This window comes from Nocardia arthritidis, from assembly GCF_011801145.1.
GTDB classification, from domain to species: domain Bacteria; phylum Actinomycetota; class Actinomycetes; order Mycobacteriales; family Mycobacteriaceae; genus Nocardia; species Nocardia arthritidis_A.
The window spans coordinates 641,098-653,522 of record NZ_CP046172.1 but is presented as its reverse complement, the minus strand read 5'-3'; the positions used below and the strand labels follow the sequence as shown (position 1 = coordinate 653,522).

The 12,425-nt window shown below is 66.7% G+C and carries 11 protein-coding genes; 3 read left to right on the top strand and 8 right to left on the bottom strand.

Annotated features, from left to right (window positions below):
• Positions 1–119 precede the first annotated feature (119 nt).
• The gene (locus tag F5544_RS03090; RefSeq protein ID WP_167471759.1) at positions 120–2,264 is read right to left on the bottom strand and encodes a S9 family peptidase; all 2,145 of its coding nucleotides are present in this window, start codon (positions 2,262–2,264) and stop codon (positions 120–122) included.
• A gap of 10 nt (positions 2,265–2,274) precedes the next feature.
• Positions 2,275–2,679, bottom strand: a complete 405-nt coding sequence (locus tag F5544_RS03085; protein WP_167471758.1) for a MerR family transcriptional regulator — start codon at positions 2,677–2,679, stop codon at positions 2,275–2,277.
• A 47-nt stretch (positions 2,680–2,726) separates the two neighbouring features.
• On the opposite strand from F5544_RS03085, the gene F5544_RS03080 reads away from it, so the two are divergent.
• The gene (locus F5544_RS03080) at positions 2,727–3,815 is read left to right on the top strand and encodes an alkene reductase (protein WP_167471757.1); all 1,089 of its coding nucleotides are present in this window, start codon (positions 2,727–2,729) and stop codon (positions 3,813–3,815) included.
• A gap of 79 nt (positions 3,816–3,894) precedes the next feature.
• Complete coding sequence (locus tag F5544_RS03075) at positions 3,895–4,968, top strand: DUF2330 domain-containing protein (RefSeq protein ID WP_167471756.1); 1,074 nt, start codon at positions 3,895–3,897, stop codon at positions 4,966–4,968.
• 33 nt (positions 4,969–5,001) lie between these two features.
• On the opposite strand, the gene F5544_RS03070 is transcribed toward F5544_RS03075, so the two are convergent.
• From F5544_RS03070 to F5544_RS03045, 6 genes are all read right to left on the bottom strand, one after another.
• The gene (locus tag F5544_RS03070) at positions 5,002–5,937 is read right to left on the bottom strand and encodes an alpha/beta hydrolase (protein WP_167471755.1); all 936 of its coding nucleotides are present in this window, start codon (positions 5,935–5,937) and stop codon (positions 5,002–5,004) included.
• Positions 5,938–6,083: 146 nt separating this feature from the next.
• The gene (locus F5544_RS03065; RefSeq protein WP_167471754.1) at positions 6,084–6,506 is read right to left on the bottom strand and encodes an HIT family protein; all 423 of its coding nucleotides are present in this window, start codon (positions 6,504–6,506) and stop codon (positions 6,084–6,086) included.
• 562 nt (positions 6,507–7,068) lie between these two features.
• Positions 7,069–7,596: a hypothetical protein gene (locus F5544_RS03060; protein WP_167471753.1), complete on the bottom strand. Its 528-nt coding sequence runs from the start codon at positions 7,594–7,596 to the stop codon at positions 7,069–7,071.
• 64 nt (positions 7,597–7,660) lie between these two features.
• Positions 7,661–9,082, bottom strand: a complete 1,422-nt coding sequence (purB, locus tag F5544_RS03055) for an adenylosuccinate lyase (RefSeq protein ID WP_167471752.1) — start codon at positions 9,080–9,082, stop codon at positions 7,661–7,663.
• A gap of 6 nt (positions 9,083–9,088) precedes the next feature.
• Positions 9,089–9,799, bottom strand: a complete 711-nt coding sequence (locus tag F5544_RS03050) for a TetR/AcrR family transcriptional regulator (RefSeq protein WP_238847057.1) — start codon at positions 9,797–9,799, stop codon at positions 9,089–9,091.
• Positions 9,800–9,928: 129 nt separating this feature from the next.
• Positions 9,929–11,053, bottom strand: a complete 1,125-nt coding sequence (locus F5544_RS03045; RefSeq protein ID WP_167471751.1) for a pyridoxal phosphate-dependent aminotransferase — start codon at positions 11,051–11,053, stop codon at positions 9,929–9,931.
• A gap of 575 nt (positions 11,054–11,628) precedes the next feature.
• On the opposite strand from F5544_RS03045, the gene F5544_RS03040 reads away from it, so the two are divergent.
• A complete protein-coding gene (locus F5544_RS03040) occupies positions 11,629–12,417 on the top strand; it encodes a M23 family metallopeptidase (RefSeq protein ID WP_428847161.1) in 789 nt (262 codons plus the stop codon).
• Positions 12,418–12,425: the final 8 nt, after the last annotated feature.

Below are 12,425 nucleotides of genomic sequence, written 5' to 3'. Positions count from 1 at the left end.
ACGGCGTGCAGGCCGGATGACCGGGAGCCGAACACCCTGTCGGCATTCGGCTCCCGGCATCCCCCGATGTTCAGCGGCCGGAAACTCCGCGGTATTTCCGCATTCGCTCCGCGAACCGGTCAGGCGTCGGCCAGGCCGACGGTGTCCAGAATCCACGCCTCCTCGAAGGCGACCTCTTTCCACCGCTCGTAGCGCCCGCTGACGCCGCCGTGACCCGAGCTCATCTCCGTCTTCAGCAGCAGCGGGGCGTCACCGGTTTTGGTGACGCGCAGCTTGGCCACCCATTTGGCCGGTTCCACGTACAGCACCCTGGTGTCGTTGAGCCCGGTGATCGCCAGGATGGCCGGATAGTCCTTCGCCTCGACGTTCTCGTAGGGCGAATAGGACTTCATGTACTGATAAACGTCCTTGTCGTGCAAGGGATCTCCCCACTCGTCCCATTCGATGACGGTGAGCGGAAGATCCGGGTCGAGGATCGAGGTGAGCGGGTCGACGAACGGCACGCTGGTGATGATTCCGGTGAACAGTTCCGGCGCGAGATTGGCGACGGCGCCCATCAGCATGCCGCCCGCGCTGCCGCCCTCGGCCACCAGACGATCCGCGGCCGTCACCCCGGTGTCGATGAGATGCCTTGCGCAGGAGACGAAATCGGTGAAGGTGTTCTTCTTGGTGAGCGTCTTGCCGTTCTCGTACCAGTACCGGCCCATCTCGCCGCCGCCGCGCACATGCGCGATGGCGAACACCATGCCGCGATCCAGCATGGACAGCCGCGCGATGGAGAAGTACGGATCTATCGCCGTTTCGTAGGAGCCGTATCCGTAGAGCAGCAACGGTTTCGGCGAGTCCGGTGCGAATTCCTTCCGCCAGACCAGCGAGATCGGAATGCGGGTCCCGTCGTCGGCGACGGCCCAATCCCGGCGCTGCACATACTCGTTCGGGTCGTAGCCGCCGAGTACCACATCCTCCTTGCGCAGCAACAGCTCTCCGGTCGCCGGCACGTAGTCGAAGATCTGGCGCGGGGTGATGAACGAGCCGAGCGCGATGCGCAGCGTCGGCTGCGCCCACTCCGGATTGCCCGCGGTGCCGACCGAGGCCAGCTCCAGGTCGAATTCCAGCTCCCGGCGTTCCCCGTAGCCGTCCGCCGTCAGCGGCCAAATGGCAAGGCGCGGAAGAGCTTCCCGGCGATAGCCGAGTACCAGATAGTCGGCGAAGGCGCCGACGCTCTCCAACCGCACCTGCGGATCGTGGCCGATCAGGATGGTCATATCCGACGGGTCGGCGACCGGGGCCTCGGCGAGCACGAAGTTCTCCGCCTTCACCCCGTCGACCACGTCGTTGTGCATGATCAGGAAGCGGTCCTCGCCGCCGATCACCGCGTGCTCCACCGAGTATTCGACGCCATCGCGGCGCGGCAGCACCACCCGGAATTCACCCTCCGGATCGTCGGCGGCCAGCACCCGGTACTCCGTGGTGATCTTGGAGCTGCTCACGATGAACAGGTACTGCTCCGAGCGGGTGCCATCGATGCCGACCCAGAAACGATCGTCGGGCTCGTGGAAGACCTTGACATCCTGATCGGCGGCGGTGCCGAGGCGGTGCCGCCACACGGTATCGGGCCGCCACGCCTCGTCGACGGTCTGATAGAAGACGAACTCGCCGTCCAGCGACCAGGCCGCGCCCGCCGCGGTCTCGGCGATCTCGTCGGGCAGCGACGCGCCGGTGCGCAGATCCTTGAAACGCAGCACATAGCGCTCGTTGCCGACGGTGTCCACCGAGTAGGCGAGCAGGTTGCCGTCGTGGCTCACCTCGAACGCGCCGAGCGAGATGAAGTCGTGGCCCTCGGCGAGCTCGTTCAGGTCGAGCAGCACCTGCTCGCCCGGAATCTCGACGCCCGGCTTCAGCTCGGGTGGAGTCCACGCGTCGATGCCCGCGGCGTCGGCGGCGACGGGGCAGCGGCACGAGCTGCCGTACTGCTTGCCCTCGAAGGTGCGCGAGTAATACCAGTAGTCGCCCATCCGGTGCGGCACCGAGAGATCGGTCTCCTGCACCCGCGACTTGATCTCGGCGAAGATCTTCCCCCGCAGCCCGTCGAGATGCGCCGTGCGCGCCTCGGTGTACGCGTTCTCCGCCTCGAGGTAGGCGATGACCTCCGGGTCTTCCTTGTCCCGCAGCCACTCGTATTCGTCGACGAAGACGTCGCCGTGATGCACCCGCTCGGTCGGCACCCGCTTGGCGATCGGCGCCGCAACACTCTCGACAGACATGGGTTCCACACTACTGTTCGCCCGGGTGCGGACTCCTCGTCGCGCCCGGCCCCGCCGATTCGCCGCTCGCGGCCTCGATGATGCCGTCGAGCACCGCGCGCGTCCGGTGCATATCGCGCAGCGCCTGATCGATGCGGCTGCGTTCCTCGGTGAGCTTGTCGACCAGGAACGGAGTGGCCGCCGCATTGGGCGTGCCGTCCCTGTCGTGGATGCACGGCAGCAATTCGGTGATGGTGTCGCTGCCGATGCCGGCCGCGAACATCTGTTGGATGCGCAGCACCCGATCCACCGCCGACTCCGGATATTCGCGCTGCCCGCCGGAGGTGCGCTCGGCGGCGAGCATCCCCTTCGACTCGTAGTAGCGCAGCGAGCGCACGCTGACCCCGGTGCGCTGCGCCAGTTCGCCGATCCGCATATCCGCTCCTTGACCTGACACTGATGTCAGGTTCTAGCGTACCGGATATGCAGCTTTTGACCCCGTATCGCAATCACGTTCTCGCCCTTCCGAATCGGATCGTCATGTCGCCGATGACCCGGCTGCGCTCGCTGCCGGACGGATCGCCGACGGCCGATGTCGCCGACTACTACGCGCAACGCGCGGCCGCGGGCCTGATCATCACCGAGGGCATCTGGCCACACAGCACCGGGCAGAGCGAGGCGTGGGTGCCCGGACTACAGACCGAGGAGCACGTGCGGGCCTGGCGGCAGGTGACCGACGCCGTGCACACCGCGGGCGGGCGGATCTTCGCCCAGCTCATGCACGGTGGCCGGAAGAACCACCCGCGCGGCCGGATCGACGGTTCCTGGCCCGCGGGCCCCTCGGCGGTGCTGGATCCCGATCACCCGCACCTCATCGACGGCACCAAGGGTGAACCGATCGTCCCGCGCGAACTCGATCGCACCGAAATCGCCCAACTGCCAATGCATTTCGCCGACGCCGCGAACAATGCGATGCGCGCAGGCTTCGACGGTGTGGAAATACACGGCGCCAACAGCTATCTGCTGCACCAGTTCCTGGCCGACAACACCAACCTGCGCACCGACGAATACGGCGGATCGATCGAGAACCGGATGCGGCTGCCGCTGGCCGTCGTCGACGCCGTCGCGGCGGCGATCGGGTCGCGACGCACCGCGATCCGGCTCTCGCCGGGAAACCCGCAATTCAATATGCGCGAGGACAATCCGGGGCCGCTGTATCGCGCGCTCGTCACCGAACTCGATCGCCGCGACCTCGCCTACCTGCACCTCATCGATAACGACGACTATCCCGCGCTGGCCGATCTGCGCCCGCGCTGGCACGGCACCTTCATCGCGAATGTCGGTGAGAACCGTTCGGCCACCACGGCGGCGGACGCGGAGCGCGCGCTGCGCGACCACCGCGCCGACCTGATCTCCTTCGGCCGCGCGTTCATCGCCAATCCCGATCTGGTGGAACGCATCACGAACGACCTGCCGTTGGCGGAGATCCGCGAGGACCTGCTGTACGGACGCACCGCCGAAGGCTACAGCGACTACCCGCGGTGGCAGCCGGAGAGCGTTGCGGTGCGTTAACGCGCTGGGCTACAGCGATATTCGGGCGGATCGGACTTCGACAGGGCATTGCCGATCGTACGCAAGTAATCTGCCGCGCATGAGGTTCGCCATCATCGCGCGGCTCGGCACGGCCGCCGCGGTTCTGCTCGGCTGCGTCGGCATCGGTGCGCTCGCACCGGCTTCGGCCTGCGCGTGCGGCGGAGTGATCCCGAAGGCCGGTGATCTCGGCAGCACCGCGACGGTGAATCGTGAAGTCGCGCTCCTGGGTTGGGACGGCCGCCGGGAAACGATCGTCATGCAGCTGGCCCTGCGTTCCGGCATCGACACCGCCGCGTTGATCGTGCCGACGCCGACGCCGGCCACCGTGACCGCCGGTGCGCCGCAGACCTTCAAGGAACTGGAGGCCCGCACCGCGCCACAGGTGGTGACGCACTACCGCTGGCTATCCAAGATCGGCGCCGGAGCGTCATCGGCCGCGGCGCCCGCCACCGCGGGGCCCACCGTACTCGGCCGCGTCCAGCTCGGGCCGCTGGAGGCGACCACGCTCACCGGCGGCGACCTCGACGGTATCCGAAAGTGGTTGACCGACAACGGCTATCAGACCAAGCCGGAGGTCGTCGACGCGATGGCGCCATATCTGCGGGACGGTTGGTCGTTCGTGGCCATGCGACTCACCAGCGACCAACCGCTCAGCGGCGCACTCGATCCGGTGCGCTTCGAGTTCGACACCGACCGGCTCGTCTATCCCATGCGCATGTCCGCCGCCGCCAAGTCGAGCCAGACCGTCGTGCTCTACGTCCTCGGCGAGCACCGGATGCGGCGCACCGATCCCGATGCGAACAAACAATCGTCGGATGTCGAATTCGCGGATAGGGCAACCGATTTCGCCGATGCCGACCTGGCGCGGCTCAGCGGCGGCGGCCATGACTACCTGACCGGACTGCGCGTCACCATCGACAATCCCGCGGCGATCAGCACCGACTTCACCTTCGCCGCCGCGGATTCCGACGAGCCGTACCACCAGATCGTCGAGCGCACCGAAAACGCCGAAATCCTCGGTGTACCAGGCGGTGTGATCCTCTACGGCGCACTCGCCACCATCGGCCTGTTCGCGCTGGCCTTCATCCTGTTCCCCGGCCGCCGCGGTCCCCGCGACGGCTGGGCGGCCTGACATCGCGATCGTCGTCCGCGACGCCGGACTCGCCTAAGCGCCTATCGCGGTGGAGATGGTCGGCCACGAGGCGTGCAGCGTGTCCTGCCAGTAGGACCAGGAGTGGGTTCCGGTGGGGCTGTAGTCGATTCGCGCGGCGATATTCATGGTGTGCAGCCGCCGCTCGAAGGCGGTGACGCAGGTGTTGACACCGGATTCGATCGGGCCGCCGAAGAAGATGTTCTCCGGCAGTTGGGGTTTGATCTCCGCCTCGTGCGGGCCGGGGATGCCGGATCCGGTGGACAGGTAAATCGTCTTGCCGCGCAAGCGATCCGCCAGCTGCGCCGGATCGTGTTCGGCCCAGGCTGGGCTGCCGGGCGGGCCCCACATATTGTTCGGGTCACCTCCGCGGTTCGCGATGGAGAACATCACCGCGCCGGTCGCCAAACCCGTGTCGGGGCATGCACTGTAGCCCGCGACGGCGCGATACAGCCACGGTTTGCGAACCGCCAGAATGAAAGCCGCGTTGCCGCCCATCGACAAACCGCCGATCGCGTTGACGCCGTTGCCATCGAAGTACGCGTCGATGATCGGCGGCAGCTCCTCGGTGAGGAAGGTTTCCCACTTGTATCGGCCGAAGCGCGGGTCGTCCTGCTGCCAGTCGGTGTAATAGCTGGCCTGGCCACCGACCGGCAACACCACATTCACCCGATCGCCCGCGAAGAATTGCTCGGCGTCGGTGGCGTTGGTCCAGGTGCTCTGGTTCGCGCCGGGATCGAGGCCGTCCAGCAGGTAGTACGCCGGGCGCGGCCCGCCGCCCGCCGGATGCAGCACCTGAACCTGAATCGTCCGGCCCATGGCCGGTGAGTCGATGAAGACGGCCGAGCGGGTCGGGCTGAGCTCGGTGATGCGCACCCCGGCCGCCGCGGCCGGTGGCGGGTCGGAGATCGCCGGGGCGAGCACGGCGAACGCCATGGCCAGCACAGTCATCGCAACTCTGATATGCCGCACGACCCCACCTCCATCACCGCATGCCAATGGCATTCAACGGTACTCACACCACGGGTGGTGTGGAAGAGATTCAAGATCTGAGCATCGATACAGCAAACCGCGCGGTTCGTATCGGGGCCGCAAGGTCAGCGGTTCAGCGCGCCCCGGATCGAAGTCGCGAGATAGTCCAGATCGGCGCGCCGCGGATGAGTCGGCCGCGCCCGCAGCCCGAACCCGTCACCCGCCGTCCGCGGGATCACATGCAGATGCACATGGAACACCTCCTGCCCGGCCGTCACCCCGTCGGCCAGGAAGAAATTCACCCCATCGCACCCCACCTCGCTGGCCCGCAAAGCCGCGGCCAACCGCTGCCCCACCTGAAACAGCTTCCCCCCGATCGCCGGATCCAATTCGGCCAGACTCCGCGCCGCCATCTTCGGCACCACCAGCAGATGCCCCGGCGTCAGCGGCCGAATATCCATGAACGCCAACACATCATCGTCCTCGTAAACCTTGCTCGCGGGCGCCCGCCCGGCAATGATCTCGGCGAAAATCGTGTACGGATCCATCCCGGCACCCTAACCCGCCCCGAAAACCCCTGTCCCTCCCCCACTTCCGGTTGGCATACTTGTCCCGTGCTCCTGGCACTAGCCGGGAGAAGTGAACCCGGCTCCTGGATGGACGTCCAGCAGTCGGGTTTCGCGCTTTCTAGACCGCCGCCATCAAATATTTCCTGTCGACATGAGAGCGCAGCGGCTACCCTCATTGGTAGCCCCTGGCACTAGCTGGGAGAAGTGGACCCGGGTCCTGGCCGGACGACCAGCATCCGGGTTTCGCGCTATTGCAGCTGTATCCCCATGTTTGCGGCACCGAATAAATCCTGTGCGGACTAGACGATCTCAGCTATGTTCGTTGTTAGCTCCCAGCACTAGCTGGGAGAAGTGGACCCGGCTCTTCACCGGACGGTGGGCAGTCGGGTTTCGCGCTACTTGGCCATGTGTGGCTGTAGACCCGTTGACTATTCGCTGTCGACACAAGGAAGCCATCCGCTATGATCGGTAATAGCTCCCGGCACTAGCTGGGAGAAGTGGACCCGGCTCCTCTCCGGACGGTGAGCAGTCGGGTTTCGCGCTATCTAGGGGACTCGGCGACAAGGTCGACCAGTGGCGTCACAGCCGCTTTCCACGCACCGCCTGCACCAAATGCCCAAGCCACAGCATCCGGCCACCATAACCCTGGCTCGCAATGAGGCGGCATATGCGCATAGGGCAAATCCACCGAGGCCTTGCCGAGAACGTCGGCAATACAATGGCGATCGCGATGATCCAGGCTCTCACGCGATTCGATCACCAACCGCTCCGCCTTCAGGTCCACCAGATGCATCACGAGCCGGGCCAAACAGTCATTTCGTGCCTCGACCTCGACCCCGTGCCCGACGAAGATCGCCGCACGGACGCTGTCGCACCGCACCATTGCGGCAAGAATCTGCCTGCGCCGCTGGTCAGGCTCCTTGGCGAAGTGCCATCGCCGTTGGCCGGGTAGACACAAACCACGCACCAGAGCTCGGGCATGACTCAACCGCTCGCCCTGGATCAACGCAGCACACAGTATGTACCGGTCCCGGCGAACCGACTCGTCGACGAACGCGTGAATGGCCACGCGGGGACAATACCGACCGGCTATGACACCCGCGAGCGAATTCGCAGCGAAACTGGTACGGCCACTACAGAATTGGCGACGGCGTGTAGCGGGCGGCGTCCGGGTACCGGTCCACCAGCTTCTGCACCTGACCGATCACGTCGGAGACCTGCGCCTGCGCGGCGCCGATGAACGCGGACTTGTCGGCGAGCGCCGCATCCAGGGCCGAACGGTCAAGGGGCAGGCGGGAATCGGCGGCGAGACGATCCAAAAGGTCCGGCTCCCTGCCCTGTTCACGCATCGCCAATGCGACCGCCACCGCGTGCTCCTTGATGACCTCGTGCGCGGTCTCCCGGCCGACACCGGCCCGCACCGCCGCCATCAGAATCCGGGTGGTGGCCAGGAACGGCAGGTAGCGGTCGAGTTCCCGGGCCACGACCGCAGGGTAGGCGCCGAATTCGGCGAGCACGGTGAGGAAGGTTTCCATCATGCCGTCGATGGCGAAGAAGGCGTCCGGCAGCGCGACCCGGCGCACCACCGAACAGAACACGTCACCCTCATTCCATTGCGCCCCAGCGAGTTCCGCGGCCATCGAGGCGTAACCGCGCAGCACGACCTGCAGCCCGTTGACGCGCTCGCAGGAGCGGGTGTTCATCTTGTGCGGCATGGCCGAACTGCCGACCTGGCCGGGCTGGAAGCCCTCGGTGACCAGCTCGTGGCCGGCCATCAGCCGGATGGTGTGCGCGAACGAGGATGGTCCGGCGCCGACCTGCACCAGCGCGGAGAGCACATCGTGGTCCAGCGAGCGCGGATACACCTGCCCGACGCTGGTGAGCACGTTCGCGAAGCCGAGGTGGCGGGCCACCTGCTGTTCCAGCTTCGTCAGCTTGGCCGGATCGCCGCCGAGCAGGTCGAGCATGTCCTGCGCGGTGCCCATCGGGCCCTTGATGCCGCGCAGCGGGTAGCGGTCGATCAGCTCGCGCAGCCGGGTGAGCGCGATGAGCAGTTCATCGGCGGCCGAGGCGAACCGCTTGCCGAGCGTGGTGGCCTGCGCCGCGACATTGTGCGAACGCCCCGCCATCACCAGCGCCTGATATTCGGCGGCCCGCTCGGCCAGCCGTGCGGCGATCGCGACACCGTGCGCGTGCACGTGTTCCAGCGAGAGCCGGATCTGCAGCTGCTCGACGTTCTCGGTGAGATCGCGGCTGGTCATACCCTTGTGCACATGCTCGTGCCTGGCCAGCGCGTTGAACTCCTCGATCCGCGCCTTGACGTCGTGCCTGGTCACCCGCTCGCGTTCGGCGATCGATGCGAGATCGACCTGTTCGAGCACCCGCTCGTAGTCGGCGAGTACCCCGGCGGGCACCTCGACGCCGAGTTCGGACTGGGCCCGCAACACCTCCAGCCACAGCTTGCGCTCGAGTACGATCTTGTGCTCCGGCGACCACAGATGCACCAGCTCCGGAGAGGCGTACCGAGTGGCGAGGACGTTGGGGACGATAGTCACGTCCGGTCAGTCTAGTGCCCGGAACCGGTCCACTTGCTGGGGCGTCTGTATTTGATGCGCCGCGACCGAACCGTCCATATTCACCCGCGCCGCCGACTCCGGCCCCGACGTCCGCACCGGGGGCGCGACGATATCGATCACCTCGAGCAGCGCACCGCGGGCCGTCCGCCGCGGATCCGGATCCATCTCGCTGAGCGCGGCGACCACCGCGCCGTCCACCACCGCGACCAGCCTGCGCAGCTGTTCGGAGCGCACCGCCCGGTCCGAGCGCCGCAGCACATCGCCGAGCAGTTCCTCGAGCTGGGCCCGTAGTCGTAGCTGGACCTCGCGCAGTTCGGGATGCCGGGCCGAGGCCACCGAGCGCTCGTAGCGCGCGATCAGCTGACCGCGACCCGCCTCGTCGTGCCCGTCGGTACCAACCAGCAGGTCCAACACCAGATCGACGGTCGCCTCGGCGCCCCGGCGGCGATGACTCACCTCGCCGACCCGGCGGCGCATCGCGTCCAGCTCCGCATTGCCGCTGAACTCGACCGCGCGCGCGATCAGATCGTCGAGCGATTCGAAGTAGTACGTCGTGGACGCCAGCGGCAGGTCGGCGCGGGTGGCGACCGACCGGTGCCGCACCGCCTCGAATCCGCCTTCGAGTAGCAACTCGGCGGCAGCAGCTACCAGAGCCTGGCGACGCCGTTCGCCTTTCGGGGTCGTCGCGGTGATCACCGTGCCATCGTGCCAGTCGTCATCAGTTCATCCAGGGGAATTCAGAGAGGAAAAGCAGCCACCGTTGTTTTACCGCATCCGCGCCTTTCCGGTGCCGAACTGTGGAAACTTGTTGCCGGACAGTAGGAGTCAGGCGCCGAGATACTTCCGGAGCCGAATCAGCGCCGCCTCGATGTCCGCGGTGGCTCCGGCAAACGAGAAGCGCACGGTGCGATGGCCGTTGACGGTGTCGAAGTCGAGGCCGGGCGCGAGTGCCACACCGGTGTGGTCGAGTACGTCGGCGCACCACTTGCGGGAATCACTGGTCAGATGGCCGATATCGGCGTACGCGTAGAACGCGCCGTCGGCCGGGGCGAGATCGGTGATGCCGAGTTCCGGCAGGCCGTCCAGCAGTAGCCCGCGATTCACCGCATAGCGCCGCACATGACCGTCCAACTCCGCCTTCGCCTCCGGTGTGAAGGCGTGCATGGCGGCGTACTGGGAGATGGCCGGCGGGCAGACGGTCAGATTCGAGGCCAGGCGTTGCAGCGCCGGACGCAGATCGGCGGGCGCGAGCATCCAGCCGAGCCGCCAGCCCGTCATCGAAAAATATTTGGAGACCGAACCGATGACCACCGACTCACGGGAGGCCTCCCACGCCGAGGAGGTCCGGTTATCGGCGTCGGCACCGTCGTAGGTGATGCCGTGATAGATCTCGTCCGAGATCAGCAGGGTGCCGTGTTCGTCGCACCAGCGGGCGAGCGCGGCCAGTTCGGCGGGGGCGATCATGGTGCCGGTCGGGTTCGCCGGGCTGGCCACCACGAGTCCGGCGGGCGGCTCGGGCAGCCGTTCGAGCATGGCGACCGTCGGCTGGAATCGGGTCTGCGCGCCGCAATCCAGTTCGACTACCCGGCAGCCGAGCGCCGCCAAGGTGTTGCGGTAGGCGGGATAGCCGGGCCGGGCCACCACCACGGTGTCGCCCGGATCGAAGGCGGCCAGGAAGATCAGCGAGAACGCGCCGGAGGACCCGGTCGTCACCACGACCTCGTCGGGGTCGACGGGGTAGCCGTAGGTCTCGGTGTGGTGGCGGGCGATGGTCTCGCGCAGCGGCAGAATGCCGAAAGTCTCGGTGTAGCCGAGCAATTCGGACTCGATGGCCTGTTTCGTCGCGCGCAGCACCGGCGCGGGGGCGGGCGTCGACGGCTGGCCCGCCGCGAGCACCAGCACATCGCCGTGTGTGCGGGCGCGTTCTGCTGCGGCTTTCCAGACATCCATCACGTAGAAAGGTGGAATGGTCGACCGGCGAGATTCTCTTGACACCCGACAGACGGTAGAGCACGCGCTCCCGTGCGGTCGGGGTTATGGTCGGCACAATGCTTGACAAGGCTCGCCGAGCGGTCGCCCAGCGTCTCGGCGCCGGGTCCACCGGCGCCGACGTTGTCGACGCGTCCGCACCCGAGCCACGATCGGCCGATTCCGTCGATGGAAACGGTCATGGGCCGCGGAACGTGCAAAACGGAACCGCTGAGACCCAGCAGAACGACAGCGCATCGAACGCCAGTTCGCGCCCGAGCGACGACGCCGCCAACAGTACCGACAACACCGCCGCCGTCAGCAGCAACGGCACGACATCCACGCTCGGCGACACCGAATCAGCCGACGAACCGAGCACCGACCGAGCCGCCAGATTCGTGGGAACTACTGTCCTACAAGCGAATTGGCGACAACAACAACGTCCGGAATCCCGCATCGGCTCCTACCTCCGAAGACAGCTCACCGAACAGGCCCGCAAACTACCCAGTTATCAGGAGATTCGCGCATCGGCGCGGAAAAGGCTTACGCCCGAGGAGATTCGGGCGCTGGTGCGGAAACGGCCGGATCGCGACCGAATCCTGGCGCTGCTGCGCGAACACCGCGTGCTGATCGCCACCCTGGTGGTCGCGGCCGTCTTCGCGGCGGGCGACTCCGTCTTCACCGGATTCGTCATCGACCGGCCCGCGGAAATCGGTGAGGCACAACGGATTCCGGTCGCCTACCCACTGCAGGTGCAGGCCGACCAGCCCTCGGTGCGCCGGTATCTGAACGCCATCGCCAACGGTGAACGGCTGCGCGAACAGGAGGTCGTCGCGGCGGCCGCGCGGGCCACCCTCGAACGCGCCAAGGCCGAGGCGGCGGCCGCGGCGGCAGGTGAATATCAACCGTGGATGTCGGGTGGTGCGGCGCCCGCGGCCGGTGCGACACTGCCCGGCATCACCGGCTACGTGCTGCCGACCCGTGGCACCTTCACCTCCGGATTCGGTTCGCGCTGGGGCACTTTCCACAACGGCATCGATATCGCCAACGCCATCGGCACCCCGATCTACGCGGTCGCGAACGGCACCGTCATCGATGCGGGCCCTGCCGAGGGTTTCGGGTTGTGGGTGCGAATCCGGCACGACGACGGCACCATCACCGTCTACGGGCACATGTACGACTTCTTCGTCTCGGTCGGGGAACGGGTTCCGGCGGGTATGCAGATCGCACGCATGGGTAACCGCGGCGATTCCACCGGCCCACACCTGCATTTCGAGGTGATCGTCAACGGCCAGCACGTCGACCCGGCGCAGTGGCTGGCGCTGCACGGATTGTCGTTCGGCTGAATTACATT

What these genes read in the sequence shown, in the direction of transcription:
- F5544_RS03065 (WP_167471754.1), bottom strand. Translation starts at nt 6,506, where the DNA reads ATGGATCCGTACACGATTTTCGCCGAGATCATTGCCGGGCGGGCGCCC.
- F5544_RS03080 (WP_167471757.1), top strand. Translation starts at nt 2,727, where the DNA reads ATGCAGCTTTTGACCCCGTATCGCAATCACGTTCTCGCCCTTCCGAAT.
- F5544_RS03075 (WP_167471756.1), top strand. Translation starts at nt 3,895, where the DNA reads ATGAGGTTCGCCATCATCGCGCGGCTCGGCACGGCCGCCGCGGTTCTG.
- F5544_RS03045 (WP_167471751.1), bottom strand. Translation starts at nt 11,053, where the DNA reads ATGGATGTCTGGAAAGCCGCAGCAGAACGCGCCCGCACACACGGCGAT.
- F5544_RS03085 (WP_167471758.1), bottom strand. Translation starts at nt 2,679, where the DNA reads ATGCGGATCGGCGAACTGGCGCAGCGCACCGGGGTCAGCGTGCGCTCG.
- F5544_RS03070 (WP_167471755.1), bottom strand. Translation starts at nt 5,937, where the DNA reads ATGACTGTGCTGGCCATGGCGTTCGCCGTGCTCGCCCCGGCGATCTCC.
- F5544_RS03090 (WP_167471759.1), bottom strand. Translation starts at nt 2,264, where the DNA reads ATGTCTGTCGAGAGTGTTGCGGCGCCGATCGCCAAGCGGGTGCCGACC.